Genomic DNA, 23,525 nt, shown 5'->3' with positions numbered 1-23,525 from the left:
CGGCTCCCTCTCGACCCCCTCGCGGCTCCCTCCCGGCCCCTCTCAGCCGCCCGAGGTCTCCGATTCGGCGTCCTCGCCGAGGGCCGCGCAGTCCCAGGGGTCTTCGAGCCAGCCGTCGGGGAGGGCGACCCTGTTGTTGCCCGAGGTGCGCCCGCGCGGGCCCTCGGCGGCGGCGGGCCAGGGCTGGTCGAGGTCGAGGCCGTGCAGGCCCTCCTCCAGTGCGGCGAGGGTCGAGGTCGTGGCGAGCGCGCGGCGCTTCTCGGAGCCGACCGAGAAGCCCTTGAGGTACCAGGCGACGTGCTTGCGGAAGTCGATCACGCCGCGTTCCTCGTCCTCCAGCCACTCGCCGAGGAGCGCCGCGTGCCGCAGCATGACGGCGGCGACCTCGCGCAGGCCCGGCGGGGTCGGGCGCAGGGCGCCCTCGAAGGCGGCGACGAGGTCGGCGAAGAGCCAGGGGCGGCCGAGGCAGCCGCGGCCGACGACGACGCCGTCGCAGCCGGTCTCGCGGACCATGCGCAGGGCGTCCTCGGCAGTCCAGATGTCGCCGTTGCCGAGGACGGGCAGCTCGGGGACGTGCTCCTTGAGGCGCGCGATGGCGTCCCAGTCGGCGGTGCCGCCGTAGTGCTGGGCCGTGGTGCGGCCGTGCAGGGCGATCGCGGTGATGCCCTCGTCAACGGCGATGCGGCCCGCGTCGAGCGCGGTGAGGTGGTCGTCGTCGATGCCCTTGCGCATCTTCATCGTGACCGGGAGGCCGTCCGCGCCCGCGACGGCCTCGCGCAGGATCGCGCGCAGCAGGTGCCGCTTGTAGGGGAGGGCCGAGCCGCCGCCCTTGCGTGTGACCTTCGGCACCGGGCAGCCGAAGTTGAGGTCGATGTGGTCCGCGAGGTCCTCGTCGCGGATCATGCGGGCCGCCTTGCCGACCGTGACGGGGTCGACGCCGTAGAGCTGGATCGAGCGGGGCGTCTCGGCCGGGCCGAACTGGACGAGCCGCATCGTCTTCTCGTTGCGCTCGACGAGGGCGCGGGTCGTGATCATCTCGCTCACGAAGAGACCCTTGCCGCCGCTGAACTCCCGGCACAGCGTGCGGAAGGGCGCGTTGGTGATCCCGGCCATGGGGGCGAGCACGACGGGTGGGGCGACCTGGTGCGGGCCGATGGCCAGGGGGGAGCCCGCCGGGGCGGGGGGCGGGGTGGGCCCGGTCGGTGCGGCGGGGTCGGCTGCGGTGGCGAGGGGGACTGCGGAGGACATGGCTCCATTGTCACGTACCGCCGCAGGAGTCCAAGCCGGTTGTCCACAGGCCCGGTCATTAGTTAGTAAAGCGTACTAATGATTTACGATACTGCTCATGCCCGAGCTGAGTCACCGGCGGCGCATGGCCGTCCTCGCCATCTGCTGCATGAGCCTTCTGATCGTCTCCCTGGACAACACCGTCCTCAATGTCGCCCTCCCCGACCTGCAAAAGGAGTTCGACGCGAGCGTCTCGGGGCTCCAGTGGACGATCGACGCGTACACGCTCGTCATCGCCTCGCTGCTCATGCTCTCCGGCTCGACGGCGGACCGCGTCGGCCGCCGCCGCGTCTTCCGCATCGGCCTGATCGTCTTCACGGTCGGTTCGGCACTCTGCTCGATCGCCCCGAACCTGGGGCTGCTCGTCGTCTTCCGCATGGTGCAGGCCGTCGGCGGATCGATGCTCAACCCGGTCGCGATGTCGATCATCACGAACACCTTCACGGACCCGCGCGAGCGCGCCCGCGCGATCGGCGTGTGGGGCGGCGTCGTCGGCCTCTCGATGGCGGCGGGCCCGCTCATCGGCGGGGTGCTCGTCGACACCGTCGGCTGGCGCTCGATCTTCTGGCTCAACCTCCCCATCGGCGTCGCCGCGCTCATCCTCCTGTCGCTGTTCGTGCCCGAGTCGCGCGCCCCGCACGGGCGCCGCCCCGACCCGGTCGGGCAGATCCTCGTCATCGTGCTCCTCGCCGCGCTCACGTTCGGCATCATCGAGGCCCCCGACGCGGGCCTCACCTCGCCGCTCGTGCTCGGCTGCGCCGTGCTCGCCGTCCTCGCGGTCGCCCTGCTCGTCCCGTACGAGCTGCGCAGGCCCGAGCCGCTCATCGACCCGCGCTTCTTCCGCAGCCTGCCCTTCAGCGGCGCGACCGTGATCGCCGTGTGCGGCTTCGCGGCGCTCGGCGGCTTCCTCTTCCTCTCGACGCTCTACCTCCAGAACGTCCGCCACTACAGCGCGCTGCACGCCGGGCTGTGGATGCTCCCGATGGCCGCCGTGACCTTCGTGAGCGCGCCGCTGTCCGGGCGGCTCGTCGGCTCGCGCGGCACGCGGGTGCCGCTGCTGATCGCGGGGCTCGGGATGACCGCGAGCGGGGTCCTCTTCGCGGCCTTCGACGGGCAGACCCACACCGTGACCCTCGTCGTCGCCTTCGTCCTCTTCGGCCTCGGCTTCGGCTTCGTCAACGCGCCCATCACCAACACGGCCGTCTCCGGGATGCCCCGCGCGCAGGCCGGGGTCGCCGCCGCCGTCGCCTCCACGAGCCGCCAGACCGGCTCGGCGCTCGGCGTCGCGCTCCTCGGCGCGATCCTCGCCTCGGGCATCACACCGCAGCGGTACGAGGCGACCTTCACGGACGCCGCGCGCCCGGCGTGGTGGGTCCTCACCGGGTGCGGAGCGGCCGTCCTGGTCCTGGGCCTCGTGTCCTCGGGACGGCGGGCCAAGGAGAGCGCGGTGCGGGCGGCGGCACGACTCGAAGAGGCGGGACACGTCCCGGTGGCGGCCAAGCGCTAGGGGCGCGTACCGGTGGCGGCCAAGCGCTGGGGGCGCGTACCGGTCGCGGCCAAGGGCCAGGGGCGCGTACCCGTCGCGGCCAAGCCCCAGGGGCGCGTACCGGTGGCGGCCAAGCGTTAGGGGCGCGTACGGGAGGAACCCGCGCGCCCCGGGCAACCTCCCTGCGAGCGGGGGGAGTTCCCCACCCCGAGGTCGGGCGCCCGCCGCATGGGCCCCGGCCCCGGGGCGGAGGAGGGTTCACGGTATGACGACTCCTCGGAAAGCCCGGCGCCCCGGCCGCTCGCGCGGCTCCGCCCCCCACCCCGCTCTTCGGTCGCCACAGGGGCTGCTGGTTCCCGCCCTCGCGCTGGCCCTCGCGCTCACCGCCCTCCCCACCGCCGCCCACGCCTCCCCCTCTTCCCCCGCCCTCACCTGGTCCCCCTGCGGCAGCGCCCGCCAGGAGTGCGCCACCCTCACCGTCCCGCTCGACTACTCCCGCCCCCACGGCCGTACCGTCCACCTCGCCGTCAGCCGTATCCGCGCCGAGGGCGCGCGACGCGGGACGCTCGCCGTCGTCCCCGGCGGGCCGGGCAGTTCCGGGGTGCGACGGCTCGCGGACAAGGGGGCCGCGCTCATGGCCGCGACCGGCGGGCGGTACGACCTCGTGAGCTTCGACCCGCGTGGGGTCGGCGGCAGCACGACGGCCGCTTGCGGACTGCCCGAGGAGGACCGGCGGCTCGCGACGGTCCGGTCCTGGCCGGGTGCGGGGGGCGGCATCGCGGAGAACGTGGCGCGCTCGCGCCGTACCGCCGAAGCCTGCGGGAAGAACGGCGGGGCGGTGCTCGCGAGCTTCACGACCGCCAACGAGGTCCGCGACCTGGACCGCCTCCGGGCCGCGCTCGGCAGCGCGAGGCTGTCCGTGTGGGCGACGTCCTACGGCACGTACGTGGCGGCCGGGTACGCCCAGAAGCACCCCGGGCGCACCGCCCGCGTCGTCCTCGACAGCAGCGGCGACCCGGACCCCGCGCGCGTCGAGCGCGGCTGGCTCGCGAACATGGCGCTTGGCGCCGAGGACCGCTTCCCGGATTTCGCCGCGTGGGCGGCGGACCCGGCGCGCGGGGCGGAGCGGCTCGCCGAGCGGCCCGCCCGGGTCCGTACCCGCGTGCTCGGCCTCGCCCGGGAACTCGACGCGCACCCGCGCGCCACCACGACCCCCGGACTCGCGCTCACCGGCGGCATGCTCCTCCAGGCGCTCCAGACCGCGCTCTACGACGACGCGGCCTTCCCGGAGTTCGCCGGCCTCGTGCGCGCCGCCGACGCCACGACGGCGGGACCGGTCGTTCTCCCTCCGTCCCTCGCGCAGCCCATGTCGCAGCAGGACGCGGCCGTCACCATCAGCGTGATCTGCAACGACGTCGACTGGCCCGGCTCGGTCGCGGACCACGCCCGGGGCGTCGCCGAGGACCGCGCGCGGTACCCGCTCACCGGGGGCATGCCCGTGAACATCACGCCGTGCTCGTACTGGAAGAACGAGCCCGCCGAGCCGCCGGCGCGGATCACGGACGAGGGGCCGTCGAACATCCTCATGGTGCAGAACCTCCGCGACCCCGCGACGCCCTACGCCGGTGCGCTGCGCATGCGCGCGGCCCTGGGACGCAAGGCGCGGCTCGTGTCCGTGGACAGCGGGGGGCACGGCTCGTACCTGGGGACGGGCAACGCCTGTGGGGACGCGGCGGTGACGGCGTTCCTCGTCGACGGGGTGCGGCCCGACCGTGACATCGCGTGCCCCTGAGCGGGCGGCCTCCCGCGCCTCCTCACGGCACGTGAAACGGCACCTCCGTGATCACGATCTTCGGGAGGGGCCGCAGGGCGCGGCGGAGGCGGGCCGCGTCGTGGCTGTGGAGGAGGCGGTGGTGGGGGTGGCGGGGGACGATCTCGGGGAGGACGACCGTGATCGTGAGGTCGGGGCGCTCGGCGTGCAGGGTCGCGATGTAGTGGACGAGCGGGGCGATGAGGGCGCGGTACGGGGAGAGGACGACGTGCAGCGGGACGTGGTCGCCCCAGCGGTCCCAGTAGTCGCGGAAGCGGTCGGCCTCGGCCTCGCCGGGGCTGATGTGGAGGGCGAGGAGCGGCTGGCCCAGGGAGGCCGCGTAGGCGAGGGCGCGCAGGCCCGAGAGGTCGAGCACGGCGAGCGCGACGACGGTGAGGTGGCGTACCTGCTGCGGCGTCTCCTCCTCCTCGCCCCGGCAGGCGGGTCCCTCCTCGCGGGCGCCCGTCTCCTCCGGCACCGTGTCCTTCACGGGGAGCCGCGCGTCCACGTGGGTCACCGCCTGCGGGCGCAGGCGCAGCGCCGCGCGGACCGTCGCGTAGTGCCCCCGTACCCGGGAGGCGAGCACGACGAAGACGGCGATGGCGAGGAGCGCGACCCAGGCGCCTTCGAGGAACTTCGTGATCGCCGCCGTCACGAGGACGAGCCCGGAGAGCACGCAGCCCGTCGCGTTGAAGAGCAGGTTCTTGCGGCGGTGCGGCTCGGTGCGGCGGCGGTGCCAGTGCGCGACCATGCCCGCCTGCGAGAGCGTGAAGGCGAGGAAGACGCCGACCGCGTAGAGCGGGATGAGCGCGGCGGTCTCGCCGTCGAAGGCGACGAAGACGAGCGCGGCGGTCGCCGAGAGCGCGGTGATGCCGTTGTTGAAGGCGAGCCGGTCGCCCTGGCGCTGGAAGATGTGCGGGGCGTGGTCGTCGCGCGCGAGCAGGTGCAGGACGCGCGGGCAGTCGTTGTACGCGGTGTTCGCGGCCAGGAGCAGCACGGCGGCCGTCGCCGCCTGCGTGTACCCGTAGAGGAAGCCCGGCCCGAAGGTCAGGCGCGCCATGTGCGAGAGGACCGTCTCGCCGCCGCCCGGGACGACGCCGCTGAAGTGCGCGCTCGCGACGACGCCCGCGAAGAGCGCGATGAGCAGGCCGGTCATCCACGTGAGGGTCGTGCGCGCGTTGCGCCAGCGCACGGGGCGGAAGGCGGGCACGGCGTTGGAGATGGCCTCGATCCCGGTCATCGCCGTCGAGCCGGAGGCGAAGGCGCGCATGACGAGGAGGACGCCGACGCCCTCGGTGGCGTGCGGGAGCGTCGGCGGCACGGGCACGAAGTCGCGGTGCGCCGCGTCGGCCAGGGAGGAGACGACGAGGGCGAGGACGGCGATCAGGAAGGCGTACGTCGGCGCCGCGAAGATCATCCCGGCCTGCCGGACGCCCCGCAGGTTGCCGAGCAGGAGCAGCGCGACGGCGGCGAGCCCGAGCGGCACGACCGCGGGGCGCAGCGCGGGCAGCGCGGAGGTGACGGCGGCGATCCCGGCCGAGAGGGATACGGCGACGGTGAGTACGTAGTCGATGAGGAGCCCGCCCGCGGCGAGCAGCCCCGGCACGCGCCCGAGGTTGTCGCTCGCGACGATGTACGAGCCGCCGCCGTGCGGATAGGCGCGGATCGTCTGCCGGTACGACAGTCCGACGGCGAGCATGAGGAACGCGATCGTCGCCGCGATCGGCAGCGCCCAGTCGAGCCCGGCCGTGCCCGCGAGCACGAGCACGGTGAGCAGCGCCTCGGGCCCGTACGCGACCGAGGAGAGCGCGTCGGCGGCGAGCACGGGCAGCGCGACGAGCTTGCGCATGCTCTCGTGGGCGAGCGTGGTGCTGCGCAGGGGGGCGCCGAGGAGGAGGCGGCGGGCGCGGTGGAGGGGCGTCGGGGCGCCCCCGGGGCCCCCGTCGGCGGTGTCCTCGGCTTCGCGGTCCTCGGTACGGGGCGGGGCGAGCGGACCGACGGGGGCGAGGCGGCCGAAGGGACCGCGGCCCACCTCGGCGCGGCGGAACTCGCCGAGGTCGGGGTCGACGGGCAGCGCTTCGTACGTCCTGGGGCGGTACGGGGCCAGGCGCGGCCAGCGCCGGCCCAGCTCGGCGAGCACGTCGAGCTGTTCGGGGTCGAGGGGTGGCAGGAGCTCGGAGGGGTGCGGGAGACCGGGTTCCTCGTCTCCGCCCCGGCGGGACGCGTTCACCCGGCACAGTGTGGCGACCGGGACGGGTGAAAGCGGGCGAAACGCCGCGCGCGTCCCGGTACACGTCGCGCCGGGGCGTCTCCGCGGACGTCACGCGGCGCGCGTCCCCGTACGCCTCACGCCGCGCGCGCCCTCGTACGCCCGATGCCGCCCGCTCCCGTACGCCTCACGCCGCGCACACCTCCGTGCCGTCCGCCTCCCGGTCCGCGCCCCGCTCGGCCGCCCGCCGGGCCTCGCGCTCCAGCGACATCTCGCGCAGCCGCTCCATGCGCCGCCGCGTCTCCGCGTCCGCCGGGGTGTAGGTGACGAGGCGGGGGCCGTGCGAGGGGCCGAGCCACAGGTCGGTGTGGATGACGGTGAGCAGGCCGACGTGCCGGTTGCGGAAGTGCTTGGTGCGCGAGGTGGAGTCGATGATCTCCTGCCGCTCCCAGTGCGCGCGGAACTGCGGGTTGCGCATGAGGCGGGCGTGCAGGGCGCGGTAGGCGGGCTCGTCGAGGTGGTCGGCCATCGCGGAGCGGAACTTGGCGGCCATGACGCGCAGGGAGCCCTCGCCGTCGGAGAAGGAGTCGCGCCACTCCTCGTTCACGCAGGACAGGACCATGCAGTTGCGGTCCTCGGGGGCCACCTCTTCGAGGTCGCACAGCATGAGCCCGTAGACGCGGTTGTGGGCGAGGATGTCGTAACGGCTGTTCTGCACGCAGGCGGCGAGGGGTTCGAGCTGGTCGAGCATGGCGCGGACCGCGTCGGTGACGACCGGGCAGCGGGTGCCGGGGGCGGGGTCCGTGACGTGCGCGAGGCCGAAGACGTGGCGGCGCTCGTGCGGGTCGAGGAGGAGGGCGCGGGCGACGGCGTCGAGCACCTGCGCCGAGACCTGGATGTCGCGGGCCTGCTCCAGCCACGTGTACCAGGTCACGCCGACGGCGGCGAGGGTCGCGACCTCCTCGCGGCGCAGCCCGGGGGTGCGGCGCCGGGGGCCGCGCGCGAGGCCGACCTGCTCGGGCGTGATGCGCTCGCGGCGGCTGCGCAGGAAGGCGGCCAGCTCGCGGCGCCGCTCGGCGGCGGTGTCGCCCTTCGGCGCCCCGGCGCTCGCGGTGGCGCCGACGGGGGCTCCGGCGCTCACGCTGCCGCCGCCCGGTGCCGTACCGCTCGCCGTGGCCGTTCGGCCGCTCGCCGTGGCCGTTCCGCCGCCCGCCGTCCTGGTGCTCGTTCCCTCGACCGTCCGCATACCGCAAGGGTGCCGCAGTCGGGGCGCCCGTGCCAGGGCCTCCGCACTCCCAGCCTGGTGCGCCCGGTACCCGTATAAGCAAGCTCTGGTACCCGTCTGGGAGCGCCCGCAGGGTGGGGGACGTGACAGACAGCGTGACACCCACCGTGACCCCGTCCACCCGAACCGGCCTCCCCTCCCCCACCACCCCGGCGACGGGAGGGCCGGGCCCCCGCCTCCACCCGCACGGCGCGGTGCTCGGCGCCTTCGGTCTCTTCTCCGTGCTGCTCGGCGCGGCGCTCCCGCTCGTGGACTTCTTCATCGTCAACGTCGCCCTGCCCGACATGGGCCGCGACCTGGGGGCGAGCGAGGCGATGCTCGAACTCGTCGTCGCGGGCTACGGCGTCGCGTACGCGGTGCTGCTCGTGCTCGGCGGGCGGCTCGGCGATCTCTTCGGCCGCCGCAGGCTCTTCCTGTGGGGCATGGCGGCCTTCGGCGTCACCTCGCTGCTGTGCGGGCTCGCCCCCGGGGCGGGCACGCTCGTCGTGGCGCGGGTCGCGCAGGGCGCGGCGGCGGCGCTCATGCTGCCGCAGGTGCTCGCCACGATCCAGGCGACGACGTCGGGGCCGCGCCGGGCACGCGCGATGAGCCTGTACGGGGCGACGGCCGGGCTGTCGATGGTCGCGGGCCAGATCCTCGGCGGCGTCCTCGTCACGGCGGACGTGGCGGGGCTCGGCTGGCGGACCGTCTTCCTCGTCAACGTGCCGGTCGTCGTGGTCGGGCTGCTGAGCGCGGGACGCGCGCTGCCCGAGACGCGCTCGACGGCCCCCGCGCCGGTCGACGGGGCGGGGACGGGGCTGCTCGCGCTGAGCCTCGTGACGCTCCTGCTCCCGCTCACGGAGGGCAGGGCGGCGGGCTGGCCGCTGTGGACGTGGCTGCTGCTCGGTGTCTTCCCCTTCGCGCTCGCGGGGTTCGTGGCCGTGGAGCGCTTCAAGGAGACCCGGGGCGGGGTGCCGCTCGTGCCGCCGAGCCTGCTGCGGCTGCCGTCGATGCGGCACGGGCTGCCGCTGCTCCTGCCGTTCTGCGTCGGCTTCGGCGGCTTCATGTTCGTCGTGGCGATCGCCCTCCAGGAGGGGCTGCGTCTGTCGCCGGTCGCGGCGGGAGTGGCGCTGGCGCCGATGGCGGTGGCCTTCTTCGCGGGGGCGCTCGCCGGGCCGCGCCTCGTGCGGCGCTGGGGCGGGCGGGTCGTGACGAGCGGCGCGCTGGTCCAGGGCCTCGGGCTCACGGTCCTCGCGGTGACGGTCTTCCGCGGCTGGCCGGACCTCGACGTGTGGCGGCTCGCGCCGGGCATGGTCCTCGGCGGCTTCGGCCAGTCGCTCCAGCTCCCGGTCCTGCTCCGGTCGATCCTCGCGGACGTCCCCGCCGAGCGGGCCGGGGTCGGCGGCGGCGTGATGTCGACGACGCAGCAGACCTTCATGTCCCTGGGCGTCGCGACCCTCGGCACCCTCTTCCTCTCCCTGACCCCGCACCTCGGCACGGGCGACGCCTTCGGCACGGCCCTCCTCGTCCAGCTGGGCCTGGTCGTGGTCATGGCGGCGGCGAGCCTGCGGCTGCCGCGCCAGTTGGACTGAGCGGGAGGCGCGGTGGAAACGCGGCGAGGCGCCCCGCGCAGGGTGCGGGGCGCCTCGGGCGTGCGTGCGGGGTGGGGCGGGGGTCAGGCGCGCGGCTCGGCGGCGCTCTGGTCCGTACCGGCCGCCGAGGGCTCCGTACCGGGCCCGGCGGCGTCCGTACCGGCCCCGGATGCCTCCGTGGCCGTCTCCTGCTCCGTTCCCGTCACGCGCTCGCGCATCCGGCGGGCCAGTTCCTGCTTGCGGGTCTCGGCCGCCTGGCGGTCGCCCGCGCCGTGCGGGCCGCCGGAACCGGGGCCGCCGTTCTTCGGCAGGTGGCCTCGCTGGCCGCCTACGCCCAGCAGGTTGTTACGGCTCTTGGCCATGACTGAACTCCGATCGTGTGGAAGGTGGGGTGGGGGGCGGGCGGTACCCGCGCGCGCTCACTCGTAGATCGGCGTCATGAAGAACATGGGGAAGACGGTAGCGGACCCGGAGCGTGCCGCGCACCACGTTTCCGGGGCCTGCCCCGCGGCGGCCCGGCGCGCGAGGATGGCGGACGCACGCATCCGGATCAGGAGGACGACGTATGAGCAAGAGGACCGCCCCGAAGTCCGACCCGCTGGACCTCGCCGGGATCGACGACCTGCTGAGCCCCGAGGAGAAGGCGGTGCGGCAGGCGGTGCGGCAGGTGTGCGACGCCTCCGTGGAGCCGAACATCGCCGAGTGGTACGAGAGCGGCGAGCTGCCCGCCGTGCGCGAACTCGCCAAGGAACTCGGTTCCTTGGGGCTGCTCGGGATGCATCTGGAGGGCTACGGCTGCGCCGGGACGAGCGCCGTCGAGTACGGGCTCGCGTGTCTGGAGCTGGAGGCGACGGACTCGGGGCTGCGCTCGCTCGTGAGCGTGCAGGGCTCGCTCGCGATGTACGCGATCCACCGCTTCGGGAGCGAGGAGCAGAAGCGGGAGTGGCTGCCGCGCATGGCGACGGGCGAGGCGATCGGCTGCTTCGGGCTCACCGAGCCCGACCACGGCTCGGACCCGGGCGGGATGCGGACGCGGGCGCGGCGCGCGGGCGGCGACTGGGTGCTCGACGGGCGCAAGATGTGGATCACCAACGGTTCGGTCGCCTCGGTCGCCGTCGTGTGGGCGCGGGCGGAGGAGGGCGTGCGCGGCTTCGTCGTGCCGACGGACACCCCCGGGTTCTCGGCGCCGCCCATCAAACACAAGGGTTCGCTGCGCGCCTCGGTGACGAGTGAGCTGCTGCTCGACGGGGTGCGGCTGCCCGCCGACGCGGTGCTCCCCGAGGTCACGGGCCTGCGCGGGCCCTTGTCGTGCCTCAACGAGGCGCGGTACGGGATTCTCTGGGGCGCCCTGGGCGCGGCGCGCAGTTGTTTCCGTACCGCCCTGTCGTACGCGAAGGAGCGCGAGCAGTTCGGGAAGCCGCTCGCGGGCTTCCAGCTCACGCAGGCCAAACTCGCGGACATGGCCGTGGAGCTGACCAACGGCACGCTGCTCGCGCTGCACCTCGGGCGCCGCAAGGACGCGGTGGGGCTGCGCCCCGAGCAGGTGAGCCTCGGCAAGCTCAACAACGTCAACAAGGCGCTCGACATCGCCCGCACGAGCCGTACGATCCTCGGCGCGAACGGCATCTCGCTCGAATTCCCGGTCATGCGCCACATGGCGAACCTCGAATCGGTCCTCACGTACGAGGGCACCGCGGAGATGCACACGCTGATGATCGGCCAGGCGCTGACGGGCGAGTCAGCGCTGCGCTGAGGCGGGGGCGGGCGGCCCGGTGTCCCGGACCGCCCGCCCCGTGCCGTTCAGTCGCCGTTCAGTTGCTGCTCAGTCCCCTTCCCCCGCCGGGGCCAGCGTGAAGCTGTCGATGTCGAAGAGGGAGCCGGCGCCGCCCGTGAAGCTCAGGTAGAGCGGGCCGGTGCCGCCTGCCGTGAGCGGCGTCGTCACGGACTGGAAGGTTTCCCAGGAGCCCGTGTTGGGGACGTCGGCCGTGCCGAGTTCGGGGCCGTCGGGGGCCCCGGCGCGCACGTGGATCGTGCCGCCCGCCCCCGCCGAGGAGACCTTCGCGGTGAAGGTCGCCGCGCCGTCGACCGGGACGTGCGCGTAGCCCGCCCAGTCGCCGTTCTCGATGAAGCCGAGGGTCTGGCCGCCGCTCGCCGCGCCGTGCCCGGCGGGCTGCACGCCCTGCCCGTCGGTGTAGGACTCGGCCTCGACGGGTGTGCCGCCGGGGACGCCGCTCGGGGCACAGTCGGCGTCCTTCTGCCCGGCCGCGTACTCCAGTCCGCCGAGGAGCAGTTGGCGGAAGTCGGGGTCCGCGTAGGACTCGTTGGTGTGCCCGAGCCCGGTGTAGAAGGACCGTCCCGTCTCCTGCGGGTGGCACCACGTGATCGGGTGGTCCTCGCCCATCTCGCCGCCCGTGTAGCTGGACTCGTCGAGGGTCTGGAGGACGTGGACCCGGCCGCGCGGGTCGGTGCGGTAGTTGTACAGCTCGTCGTTGTGGAGCCAGGTCGGGCCGAAGTGCGCGGTGGCCGGGTGCTCGTGGTCCTCGGTCTCGACCACGGCGTCCTGGATGGCGGGGTGGCTCTTGAACCACGCGCCGACGAGCTGCTGGTAGTAGGGCCAGTCGTACTCGGTGTCGGCGGCGGCGTGCACGCCCATGAAGCCGCCGCCGTCGTCCACGTACGCCTGGAGGGCGTCCTGCTGGGTGTCGTCGAGCACGTCACCGGTCGTGCTGAGGAAGACGACGGCGTCGTACCCGGCGAGGTTCGCCGGGGTGAAGGCGCTCGCGTCCTCGGTGGCGGTGACGGTGAAGCCGTGCTCGCCGCCGAGTTCCTGGAAGGTCGCGATCCCGGTGGGGATCGAGTCGTGCCGGAATCCGGCGGTCTTCGAGAAGACGAGCACGTCGTACGGTTCGGCGGCGCCGGCCTGGGCGACGGGGCCCGTGAGGAGGGCGCCGCCGAGGGCGAGTGCGGCGAGCGCCGCGAGCCTGCGGGGGTGCTTGCCGCCCTGCCTGCGGCCGGGCTTGCGCGCTGGGGTCATCGCGGTCACTCCCCGAGGGTGAAGGAGTCGAGGTCGAAGAGGTTGCCCTGCCCGGTGGGCCCGGTGAAGACGAGGACGAGCTTCGTCGTCCCGGTGGGCGCGTTCGACAGGTTCGCCTTCACGTCCTTGAAGGTGTCCCAGTCGCCGGTCGGGGTCACGTCCACCTTGCCGAGCAGCGTGCCGGTCGCGGACCCGGCCCGTACCTCCAGGCTGCCGCCCGCGCCCGCCGAGGCGACGCGCGCGGTCACGGTCTTGGCCTTGGACAGCTCGTACGGCGTGAAGGAGATCCAGTCGCCGTTGTCCGTGAAGCCGACCGTGGAACCGCCCTCGGCGTTGCCGTGGCCGGCCTTCTCGATGCCGGACATCTCGCTGTAGTGCTCGGCCTGGCGGTGGCGGGGCTGGAGCTTGTGCACGCTGTGCGTCGTGAGGCCCGCGCTGTCGGTGTACTCGGCGTCGAAGACCCCGAAGAGGTTCGCCGCCGCGTCGTGCTCGCCGTCGGTCGGGACGTTGATCTCGCCCGAGCAGCCGTTCTTGGAGGTGATGGAGTGCGTGTGGCTGTCGTGGCCGAGCGAGTAGGTGACCTTGACCTTCGCGCAGTCGAGCGGGCCGTCCTCGGGGTCCGAGCCCGTGACGGTGAAGGGCACGGTGTCGCCGAAGGAGAAGAGCGCGCCGTCCGCGGGGGCCGTCAGGTTGACGGTCGGGGCGGTGTTGCCCGCCGTGATCACGGTGCTCGCGGTGCCGGTCAGGCCCTCGGGGTCGGTGACGGTGAGGGTCGGGGAGTAGTCCCCGGCCTTGGTGTAGGTGTGGCTCGGGTTGGCGTCGGTCGAGGTGGCGCCGTCACCGAAGTCCCACTTGTAGGTGATCGCGCCGCCCTCGGGGTCGCTGCTGCCCTCGGAGGAGAACGTGACCGCGAGCGGGAGGGCGCCGGAGGTCTTGTCGGCGCTCACCTTGGCGACGGGGCTGCGGTTGCTGCCGGCCAGGTACTCGATGCGGTAGAGCGCCTGGTTGTCGCTGCCCGTGCCGTAGTCGAGGACGTAGAGCGCGCCGTCGGGACCGAACTCCATGTCCATGACCTGGCTGCCGCTCCAGGGGAAGTCCTCGATGGCGCCGGGCGAGCCGTCGCCCTTGACCTCGATGGCCTTGATCCATTTGCGGCCGTACTCCCCGGCGAAGAAGCGTCCGTCGAGGCTCTCGGGGAACTTCACGGCCGAGTCGAGGTCGGCGTCGTAGCGGTAGACCGGGCCGCCCATCGGGGACTCGGAGCCGCTGCCGAACTCGGGCGGGGAGCCCGCGTCACCGCCGTACTTGATCCACGCGGCCTGCGGGGCGGGGAGCTTGGTGAGCCCGGTGTTGTGCGGGGAGTTGTTCGTCGGGCCGTTCGCGCAGTCCGACTTGGCGCCCGAGGGGCCGTTCGGGAAGGTGTACGCGTTGTACGACTCGGTCTCGGTGTTGGTGCCCGTGCAGTAGGGCCAGCCGAAGTTCCCGGCCTTCGTGACGCGGTTGAACTCGACCTGTCCGCCGGGGCCCCGGTTGGGGTCGGTGACGCCCGCGTCGGGGCCGTAGTCGCCGAGCCAGACGGTGTCGGTCGCCTTGTCGACGCTCATCCGGAAGGGGTTGCGGAAGCCCATGCCGTAGATCTCGGGGCGGGTCTTGTCGGTCCCCGGCGGGAAGAGGTTGCCGTCCGGGATCGTGTACGTGCCGTCGTCCTGCGGGGTGATGCGGAGCAGTTTGCCGCGCAGGTCGTTGGTGTTCCCGGCCGAGCGCTGGGCGTCGAACTGCGGGTTGCGGTCGGTGCGTTCGTCGCGCGGGCTGTAGCCGGAGGACTCGAAGGGGTTGGTGTCGTCCCCGGTCGTCAGGAGCAGGTTGCCCTTGCTGTCGAAGGCGAGGTCGCCGCCGACGTGGCAGCACTGGCCGCGGTCGTTGTCGACCTCCATGACGACCTTCTCGCTCGCGGTGTCGAGCGTGTTGTCCGCCTTGAGGGTGAAGCGCGAGAGGTTCAGGTGGCCCTTGAACTTGTCGAAGTCGGCCTGGGAGCCCGTCGTCGGGGCGTCGCCCGCCGGGGTGTCGAGCTTCGGCGAGTAGTAGAGGTAGATCCACCGGTTCTGCGCGAAGTCCGGGTCGGCCGCGACGCCTTGGAGCCCTTCCTCGTCGTGGTCGTAGACGCTGAGCTTGCCCGCCTGCTTCGTGCTGCCGTTCGCGTCGGTGATACGGACCGTGCCGTCGCGCGAGGTGTGCACGACGGACTTGTCCGGCAGGACCGAGAGCGACATGCCCTCGCCGCCGATCTCGGCGGCGCCGCGGGCGAGTTCGACCTGCTGGTAGTCGCCCGCGGGGATGTCCTGCGCCGCCGCGCCCGCGCTGGTCGCGGTGCCGAGCGCGGCGGTGGGGGCGAGGAGCAGCGCGAGAGTCGTGAGCATGCGGAGCCCGCGTCTGCGGGGTCCGGAGCGGGAGTGGGGTGAGGGTGACATGAGGGGGGAGTTCCTTCCTGACCGAAGTGGGGGTCGTCAGGCAAGGCGCGCGCCGGCCGCGCTTGCTGGGCATCAACTGCCGCGAATCCGCAAGGGTTTCACGTGGTGTTAACAGCTTCGGAATCGTCACCAGCGCGGCGTGAATTTGTCAATGCCGTGTGCAAAAGAACGGCCCGAGGCCATTACGGCGGGAACCCGACTCCCTTGCCCACCGGCCCTCTTGACGACCGGCCAGGGCAAATTTCTCCGTCCCACCCGTAGACCGTCTTACAACTCTCTGCAATATTCCAATAATCGAGCGCAAGAACATGAGTTCACCCGCTCGGACCGCCGTGCCCTCCTCCGGGTCCGGCGGTCCGGCCTCGTACGGTCCGGACGGCCTCCCCGCCGCCCGCCGGACGGGGCCACCGCTCTGCCCCCTGTTCCATGAGCCGCCCTCGCGCGCCCCCGCGTACGAGGCCCCCCGCAGAGAGGGACCCCCGCAATGTCAAGATCCGCGTCCAGACGCTGGAGACGCCGCACGGCGACCGCCGTGCTCGCCTCCAGCGTCATGGTGCTCGGGCTGCCGGCCCTCGGCGCCCAGGCGGCCGGAGGACCCGACGCCGCCGCCCACGCCACGACCGAGGCAGGCAGCACCTTCGGCAAGCACTCCGCCGCCAGCGCGACCGACGGCGACGCGTCGACCTACTGGCAGGCCGGCAAGAAGTCGGCGCAGTGGGTGCAGACCGACCTCGGCAAGGCCAAGCGCGTCAAGCAGGTCGTGCTCAAGCTCCCGGCGGGCTGGGAGAGCCGCAAGCAGACGCTCGCCCTCCAGGGCAGCGCGGACGGCACGAGCTGGGCGACGCTGAAGACCTCGGCGCAGTACACCTTCGGCCCGGCCAACGGGAACACCGTCAAGATCTCCGTGCCCGCGACGCTCGCCCGGTACGTACGGGCCGAGTTCACCGCCAACTCGGTGACGGGGACCGGGCAGCTCGCCGAGATGCAGGTCCTCACGACCGCCGCCGCGAGCCCCAACCTCGCCCAGGGCAAGACCTTCAGCGAGTCGGGCCACTCCGACGTCTACGGCGCGGCCAACGCCGGGGACGGCAACAGGAACACCTACTGGGAGAGCAAGAACAACTCCTTCCCGCAGTGGGTGCAGGTCGACCTCGGCTCCTCCGTCAAGGTCAACCAGGTGACCCTGCGGCTGCCGAGCGGCTGGCCGAGCCGGCAGCAGACGCTCAAGATCCAGGGCTCGACGGACAACCAGAACTTCACGGACCTGTCCGCCTCGAAGGCGTACACCTTCGACGCGAACAACGACCAGTCGACGGACATCTCCTTCGACACGACGACGACGCGGTACGTACGGGTCCTCGTCACCGCCAACACCGGCTGGCCCGCCGGACAGCTCTCCGAGCTGGAGGTCTACGGGCCCGCGACCGGCGACACGCAGGCGCCGAGCGCCCCCTCGGGGCTCGCCTACACCGAGCCCGCCTCCGGGCAGATCAAGCTCGACTGGAAGGCCGCGAGCGACGACACCGGGGTCACCGGCTACGACATCTACGCCAACGGCCAGCTCCGCGCGAGCGTGGCGGGCAACGTCCTGACGTACACCGACAACCAGCCCGCCTCCACGGACGTCACGTACTACGTGCGCGCCAAGGACGCGGCCGGGAACGTCTCGTCGAACAGCAACAGCGTCACGCGCAAGGGCCAGGGCGGCGACACCCAGGCCCCGACCGCGCCGGGCAACCTCGCGTACACGCAGTCCGGTTCCGACGTGAAGCTCACCTGGCAGGCCGCGAGCGACAACGTCAAGGTCACCGGGTACGACGTCTACGCGAACGACAAGCTCGTCAAGTCGGTCGCCGGGGACGTCCTCACGTACACCGACACCCCCTCGGCCGCCGCGACCGTCACGTACTACGTCAAGGCGAAGGACGCGGCGGGCAACGTCTCGGGCGCGAGCAACAGCGTCACGCGCGCCGGGTCCCCGAGCGGCCCCGGGTCCAACCTCGCCCAGGGCAAGCCGATCGACGCCTCGTCGAGCACCTTCACCTTCGTCGCGGCGAACGCCAACGACGGGCTCACGAGCACCTACTGGGAGAGCGCGGGCGGCTCCTACCCGGCGACGCTCACCACGAAGCTCGGCGCCAACGCCGACCTCAACCAGGTCGTCGTGAAGCTCAACCCCGACACGGCCTGGTCCTCGCGCACCCAGAACATCCAGGTGCTCGGCCGCGACCAGGACTCCACCTCCTTCACGAGCCTCGCCGCCGCGAAGGACTACACCTTCGACCCGGGCAGCGGCAACACGGTGACCATCCCGGTGACCGGCTCCGCCGCCGACGTCCAGCTCAAGTTCACCAAGAACACGGGCGCCCCGGGCGCGCAGGTCGCCGAGTTCCAGGTCATCGGCACCCCGGCCGCCAATCCGGACCTCAAGGTCACCGGCATCACCAACGCGCCCGCCGCGCCGGTCGAGTCGGACGCCATCAGCCTGAGCGCGACCGTCACCAACAGCGGCACCAAGGCCGCCAAGGCGACGGACCTCAACTTCTCGCTCGGCGGGACCAAGGCGGGCACGGCGGACGTCCCCGCGCTCGCGGCCGGCGAGTCGAAGACGGTCACCGCGAGCATCGGCGCGCGGGACGCGGGCAGCTACCCGCTGAGCGCCGAGGTCGACCCGTCGAACAAGGTCATCGAGCAGAACGAGTCGAACAACACCTTCACGCGGTCCGACGCGCTCGTGGTCAAGCCGGTCTCCAGCTCCGACCTCCTCGCGTCCCCGGTCTCCTGGTCGCCCTCCAGCGCCACCGCCGGGCAGAACGTCAACTTCAGCGTCGCGATCAAGAACCAGGGCACCCAGGCCTCGGCCTCCGGCGCCCACAACGTCACGCTGACGATCCAGGACGCCTCGGGCACCACCGTCAAGACGCTGACCGGCGCCTACAACGGCTCGATCGCCGCCGGGTCCACGACCTCCGCCGTGAACCTCGGCTCCTGGACCGCCGCCAACGGCAAGTTCACCGTCAAGACCGTCATCGCGGCCGACGGCAACGAGCTTCCGGTCAAGCGGGACAACAACACCACCGAGCAGGCGCTCTTCATCGGGCGCGGCGCGAACATGCCGTACGACATGTACGAGGCCGAGGACGGCACCGTCGGCGGCGGCGCCAAGGTGGTCGGTCCCAACCGCACCATCGGCGACGTGGCGGGCGAGGCGAGCGGGCGCAAGGCCGTGACCCTCTCCGGCACCGGCCAGTACGTGGAGTGGACGACCCGGGCCGCGACCAACACCCTGGTCACCCGCTTCTCCGTCCCGGACGGCACCAACACCTCGCTGAACGTGTACGTGGACGGCCAGTTCCTCAAGGCCATCGACCTCACGTCGAAGTACGCGTGGCTGTACGGCAACGAGACCGCGCCCGGCAACTCGCCCGGCTCCGGGGCCCCGCGCCACATCTACGACGAGGCGAACCTCCAGCTCGGCAAGACCGTGCCCGCCGGTTCGAAGATCCGCCTCCAGAAGGACGCGGCCAACTCCTCCACGTACGCGATCGACTTCGTCAACACCGAGCTGGCGACCGCCGCCGCCAACCCGGACCCGGCCGCGTACACCGTGCCCGCGGGCTTCTCGCACCAGGACGTGCAGAACGCCCTGGACAAGGTCCGCATGGACACGACGGGCAAGCTCGTCGGCGTCTACCTGCCGGCCGGTGACTACGAGACGTCGAGCAAGTTCCAGGTCTACGGCAAGGCGGTCAAGGTCGTCGGCGCCGGGCCCTGGTTCACCCGCTTCCACGCCCCCTCCTCGCAGGAGAACACCGACATCGGCTTCCGGGCCGAGGCGAGCTCCAAGGGCTCCTCGTTCGCCGGGTTCGCCTACTTCGGCAACTACACGTCCCGGATCGACGGTCCCGGCAAGGTGTTCGACTTCTCGAACGTCTCGGACATCACCATCGACAACATCTGGGTCGAGCACATGGTGTGCCTCTACTGGGGCGCGAACACCGACAACATGACGATCAAGAACTCCCGCATCCGTGACATGTTCGCCGACGGCGTCAACATGACGAACGGATCGACGGACAACCACGTCGTCAACAACGACGCCCGGGCCACCGGCGACGACAGCTTCGCGCTGTTCTCGGCGATCGACGCGGGCGGGGCCGACGAGAAGAACAACGTCTTCGAGAACCTGACCTCCACGCTCACCTGGCGTGCGGCGGGCCTCGCGGTCTACGGCGGCTACAGCAACACCTTCCGCAACATCCGGATCGCGGACACCCTCGTGTACTCCGGCATCACGATCTCCTCGCTCGACTTCGGCTACCCGATGAACGGCTTCGGGACCGAACCGACGACCGTCGAGAACGTGACGCTGGAACGCACCGGTGGCCACTTCTGGGGCTCGCAGGTCTTCCCGGCGATCTGGATGTTCTCCGCGTCGAAGGTCTTCCAGGGCATCCGCGTCAACAACGTCGACATCAACGACTCGACGTACGGCGGCGTGATGTTCCAGACCAACTACGTGGGCGGCCAGCCGCAGTTCCCGGTGAAGGACACCATCCTCACCGACATCAGCATCACCAACTCCAAGAAGAGCGGCGACGCGTTCGACGCGAAGTCCGGCTGGGGCATCTGGGCCAACGAACTCCCCGAACCGGGCCAGGGCCCGGCGGTGGGCGAGGCGACCTTCAAGAACCTCAAGCTCTCGGGCAACGCGCAGGACATCCGCAACACGACGTCGACCTTCAAGATCAACATCGTTCCCTGACGAGCCGCACGGCTCACCGGCGGCGGGGCCCGCTCTCCTCGGGAGGGCGGGCCCCGCCCGTGTGTCCGGGCGGGGCGCGGAGGCGGGGTACGCCCGGTCCCCGCTCCTCACTCGCCGAAGGGGCTCGCTCTCGTGGCGCCGTCCGTCCGCGCCGCCCGGAGCCGGGACGGAAGGAGGAAGAGGGCGCCGCCGAGGTCCGCGCCCCGCAGGTCCGCCCCCCGGAAGTCCGCCCCCGTCACGTCCGCGCCGCGCAGGTCCGCCCCGCGCAGGTCCGCTCCGATCAGGTGGGCCCCGCGCAGGTTCGCCGCGCGGAGGTCGGCTCCGCGCAGGTGCGCCGCGAAGAGGTCGGCACCCCTGTGGTCCGTGCGGGGGCCGGGGAGGGCCGCGCGGATCGCCTCGCTGACGCGGGTCAGGACGGGGTTGGCGCGGGCACGCTCGGCGGCGATGTCCACGGCGGGGAGCTCGTCGGGGCCGTACGCGGTCAGGGCCGCCACCCGGGCGCGGGCCGCCTCCGTCTCCTCGTACAGGCTCCGCGGCGCGCGCTCCGCCGCCTCCGTGAGGTAGCGGAGGAGTTCGTGGAGGTGGAGGAGGACGGGGAAGGCCCGGAACATCGGGGCGCGCAGTTCGGGGTGGGCGCGCCAGTCGCGACCGCCGAAGGTGTGCTGGGTGAGGTGCTGACCGGCGCCGTGGCAGTCGAAGACCGTGCAGCCGCTCCAGCCGGAGGGGCGCAGGCGCTCGTGGATCGTGCAGCGGAAGTCCGCGGCGAGGTGCGTGCAGGGGGTTCCCGCCGGTTTGCTCGCGGCGAAGTCGGCGGACTTCGCGAAGGGCAGCGCGACGCAGCAGAGCCCGGCGCAGGAGGCGCAGTCGGGTGTGAGGGGCGGCGGGTCGGCGGGCACGGGCTGCCTTCCGGTGGGAGGGACGAACGGCACCGGGCCGCCCTCTCCCGTACGGACGGGGGAGGGCGGCCCGGCCCGCGTGGTTCAGCAGCCGATGAGGCGCGCCGAGAGGTAGCCCTCGATCTGGTCGAGCGAGACCCGCTCCTGCTTCATCGTGTCGCGCTCACGCACGGTGACCGCGTTGTCGTCGAGCGTGTCGAAGTCGACGGTGACGCAGAACGGCGTGCCGATCTCGTCCTGGCGGCGGTAGCGGCGGCCGATGGCGCCCGCGTCGTCGAAGTCGATGTTCCAGTGCTGGCGCAGCGCGGCGGCGAGGCTCTTGGCCTTCGGCGACAGCTCCGGGTTGCGCGAGAGCGGGAGCACCGCGGCCTTGACCGGGGCCAGGCGCGGGTCGAGGCGCATCACGACGCGCTTCTCCAGCTTGCCCTTGGCGTTGGGTGCCTCGTCCTCGGCGTACGCGTCGAGCATGAAGGCGAGCATCGTGCGGCCGACACCGGCGGCGGGCTCGATGACGTACGGCGTCCAGTTCTCGCCGGCCTCCTGGTCGCGGTAGGAGAGGTCCTGGCCGCTCGCCTTGGCGTGCGCGGAGAGGTCGTAGTCCGTGCGGTTGGCGACGCCCTCCAGCTCACCCCACTCGGAGCCGCCGAACTGGAAGCGGTACTCGATGTCGGCGGTGCGCTTGGAGTAGTGGGAGAGCTTCTCCTTCGGGTGCTCGAACCAGCGCATGTTCTCCTCGCGCAGGCCGAGGCCCGTGTACCAGTTCCAGCGCTGCTCCATCCAGTACTCCTGCCACTTCTCGTCCTCGCCCGGCTTGACGAAGAACTCCATCTCCATCTGCTCGAACTCGCGGGTGCGGAAGATGAAGTTGCCGGGCGTGATCTCGTTGCGGAAGGACTTGCCCATCTGCGCGATGCCGAACGGCGGCTTGCGGCGCGAGGTGAGCTTGACCTGGGCGAAGTTGGTGAAGATGCCCTGCGCGGTCTCGGGGCGCAGGTACGCGACCGAGCCGGTGTCCTGCGTCGGGCCGAGGTGCGTCTCCAGCAGGCCCGAGAACTGCTTGGGCTCGGTGAAGGTGCCCTTGTTGCCGCAGTTGGGGCAGTTGAGGTCGGCGAGGCCGCCGGGCGGGAGGTGGCCGTGCTTCTCCTCGTACGCCTCCTCCAGGTGGTCCGCGCGGTAGCGCTTGTGGCAGGAGGTGCACTCGGTGAGCGGGTCGCTGAACGTCGCGACGTGGCCCGAGGCCACCCAGACCTCGGTCGCGAGGATGACGGAGGAGTCGAGGCCCACCACGTCGTCGCGCGAGGTGACCATGTAACGCCACCAGTTGCGCTTGATGTTCTCCTTCAGCTCGACGCCCAGGGGCCCGTAGTCCCAGGCGGCGCGCTGGCCGCCGTAGATCTCGCTGCTCGGGTAGACGAAGCCACGGCGCTTGCTCAGGCTGACGATGGTGTCGATCTTGTCGGCGGCCACGGTGCTCTCTTCATTACGACGACGAAGCGGTCTTCTGGGCCCGGCGAGCCCGCCACTGCCCAGCGAATACCTCAGGTTACCGGCGGCCCCGTACCCCGGATCAAATCGGTTCCCCGGTAGGCGGTTCCGGGCCGGTGGTCACGGAGTGCGTCCGGGTGCGCACTGCTTTCGTAATTGACAATCGTTTCCAGTTTTGTTGAAAATGACTGTCATGAAGTCCAGCTCCCGCCGCCGCCCCCGCATATCCCTCCGCGCCGCCGCCGGCTCCCTCGCCGCCGTCCTCGGCGCGGGCGTCCTCGCCGCCTGTTCCTCCACCGCATCCGGCACGGGCGAAGACGGGAAGCTCAGGATCACCTCCGCGTTCTACCCGCTCACGTACCTCGCCGAGGAGATCGGCGGGAGCCACGTGGACGTCGACACCCTGACGAAGCCGGGGCAGGAGCCGCACGACCTGGAGATCAGCGCCAAGCAGACCGTCGAGGTCGAAAACTCCGGCGTCCTCCTCTACCTCAAGGGCCTGCAGCCCTCCGTGGACGACGTCGTCGCGCAGTCCTCGGTGAAGCACAAGCTCGACGCGGCCTCGCTCACGACGCTGGAGAAGCACGGCACGGAGGTCGGCGGGCACGCCGAGGAGCACGACCACGACCACGGCGGCGAGGCGGGCGAGGACCCCCACGTGTGGCTCGACCCGGTCCGCTACGCGCAGCTCGCGAAGGGCGTCGGCAAGGAGCTGGAGAAGGCCGACCCCGACCACGCGGACACGTACGCGAAGAACACGAAGACCCTCGTCGGCAAGCTCGGCGAGCTGGACACCGACTACCGCGAGGGCCTCAGGAACACGAAGACGAAGGTCTTCCTGACGACGCACGCCGCCTTCGGCTACCTCGCCGAGCGCTACGGCCTCACCGAGGAGGCCATCGCGGGCCTCAACCCCGAGAGCGAGCCGAGCCTCTCCCGCATGAAGGACCTGCGCGAGATCGCGAAGGCCGACCACGTCACGACGGTCTTCTACGAGACGCTCGTCTCCGACCGCACCGCCAAGACCGTCGCGGGCGACTCGGGCCTCAGGACCGACGTACTCGACCCGCTGGAGGGCATCACGGACACGTCGCGCGGCGACGACTACATCGAGGTCATGCGCGCGAACCTCACGGCGCTCCAGAAGGCGCTGGGAGCCTCCTGAGCGCCCGTACGGCGCAGGGCACCTCCCCGTACACCCCCGGCCGCCCCGCGCCCGCCACGCCCCG

General features: G+C 72.3%; 13 protein-coding genes and 1 pseudogene. 6 read left to right on the top strand and 8 right to left on the bottom strand.

The features are described 5' to 3' along the window. Positions 1-42: 42 nt before the first annotated feature. Positions 43-1,248 (bottom strand): tRNA dihydrouridine synthase DusB, encoded by a 1,206-nt coding sequence (dusB, locus tag STTU_RS23065; RefSeq protein WP_007827328.1) that lies wholly within the window; start codon positions 1,246-1,248, stop codon positions 43-45. A 97-nt stretch (positions 1,249-1,345) separates the two neighbouring features. Here dusB and STTU_RS23060 point away from each other — a divergent pair, with 97 nt between their 5' ends. Together STTU_RS23060 and STTU_RS23055 are read left to right on the top strand one after the other, a co-directional pair. Continuing rightward, entirely contained in the window at positions 1,346-2,794 is a 1,449-nt protein-coding gene (locus tag STTU_RS23060) for an MFS transporter (protein WP_043256060.1), read from the top strand. Positions 2,795-3,038: 244 nt separating this feature from the next. Further along, positions 3,039-4,565 (top strand): alpha/beta hydrolase, encoded by a 1,527-nt coding sequence (locus tag STTU_RS23055; protein WP_007827324.1) that lies wholly within the window; start codon positions 3,039-3,041, stop codon positions 4,563-4,565. A 22-nt stretch (positions 4,566-4,587) separates the two neighbouring features. On the opposite strand, the gene STTU_RS23050 is transcribed toward STTU_RS23055, so the two are convergent. Beyond that, on the bottom strand, positions 4,588-6,813 hold the full coding sequence (locus STTU_RS23050) for an APC family permease (protein ID WP_043256057.1): 2,226 nt from the start codon (positions 6,811-6,813) through the stop codon (positions 4,588-4,590). 166 nt (positions 6,814-6,979) lie between these two features. Next, complete coding sequence (locus STTU_RS23045; protein ID WP_007827314.1) at positions 6,980-8,038, bottom strand: helix-turn-helix transcriptional regulator; 1,059 nt, start codon at positions 8,036-8,038, stop codon at positions 6,980-6,982. Between the two features lie 146 nt (positions 8,039-8,184). Between STTU_RS23045 and STTU_RS23040 the strand changes: the two genes are divergently transcribed. After that, complete coding sequence (locus tag STTU_RS23040) at positions 8,185-9,648, top strand: MFS transporter (RefSeq protein WP_199785086.1); 1,464 nt, start codon at positions 8,185-8,187, stop codon at positions 9,646-9,648. A gap of 83 nt (positions 9,649-9,731) precedes the next feature. Here the strand turns inward: STTU_RS23040 and STTU_RS23035 are convergent, their stop codons facing one another. After that, complete coding sequence (locus tag STTU_RS23035; RefSeq protein WP_007827310.1) at positions 9,732-10,010, bottom strand: DUF6243 family protein; 279 nt, start codon at positions 10,008-10,010, stop codon at positions 9,732-9,734. A gap of 203 nt (positions 10,011-10,213) precedes the next feature. Here STTU_RS23035 and STTU_RS23030 point away from each other — a divergent pair, with 203 nt between their 5' ends. Continuing rightward, positions 10,214-11,401, top strand: a complete 1,188-nt coding sequence (locus tag STTU_RS23030; RefSeq protein WP_007827308.1) for an acyl-CoA dehydrogenase family protein — start codon at positions 10,214-10,216, stop codon at positions 11,399-11,401. A gap of 72 nt (positions 11,402-11,473) precedes the next feature. Here STTU_RS23030 and STTU_RS23025 read toward each other — a convergent pair. Continuing rightward, a pseudogene (locus tag STTU_RS23025) lies at positions 11,474-12,682 on the bottom strand (ThuA domain-containing protein); the annotation flags it as partial. A gap of 5 nt (positions 12,683-12,687) precedes the next feature. After that, positions 12,688-15,150 carry a PQQ-dependent sugar dehydrogenase gene (locus tag STTU_RS23020; protein WP_399046905.1) on the bottom strand — a complete coding sequence of 821 codons (2,463 nt, stop codon included), beginning with the start codon at positions 15,148-15,150 and terminating at the stop codon, positions 12,688-12,690. Positions 15,151-15,634: 484 nt separating this feature from the next. Here STTU_RS23020 and STTU_RS23015 point away from each other — a divergent pair, with 484 nt between their 5' ends. Further along, entirely contained in the window at positions 15,635-19,915 is a 4,281-nt protein-coding gene (locus tag STTU_RS23015; protein ID WP_007827302.1) for a discoidin domain-containing protein, read from the top strand. 107 nt (positions 19,916-20,022) lie between these two features. Here STTU_RS23015 and STTU_RS23010 read toward each other — a convergent pair whose 3' ends face one another. Continuing rightward, a complete protein-coding gene (locus tag STTU_RS23010; protein ID WP_007827300.1) occupies positions 20,023-20,811 on the bottom strand; it encodes a pentapeptide repeat-containing protein in 789 nt (262 codons plus the stop codon). 84 nt (positions 20,812-20,895) lie between these two features. Then, positions 20,896-22,278 carry a glycine--tRNA ligase gene (locus STTU_RS23005; protein ID WP_007827298.1) on the bottom strand — a complete coding sequence of 461 codons (1,383 nt, stop codon included), beginning with the start codon at positions 22,276-22,278 and terminating at the stop codon, positions 20,896-20,898. 211 nt (positions 22,279-22,489) lie between these two features. On the opposite strand from STTU_RS23005, the gene STTU_RS23000 reads away from it, so the two are divergent. Beyond that, positions 22,490-23,461, top strand: a complete 972-nt coding sequence (locus STTU_RS23000; RefSeq protein ID WP_043256052.1) for a metal ABC transporter substrate-binding protein — start codon at positions 22,490-22,492, stop codon at positions 23,459-23,461. The last annotated feature ends 64 nt before the right edge of the window (positions 23,462-23,525 follow it).

This window comes from Streptomyces sp. Tu6071, assembly GCF_000213055.1.
In the GTDB taxonomy this organism is placed as follows: Bacteria; Actinomycetota; Actinomycetes; order Streptomycetales; family Streptomycetaceae; genus Streptomyces; species Streptomyces evansiae.
This window is presented reverse-complemented; position numbering and strand designations above follow the sequence as displayed.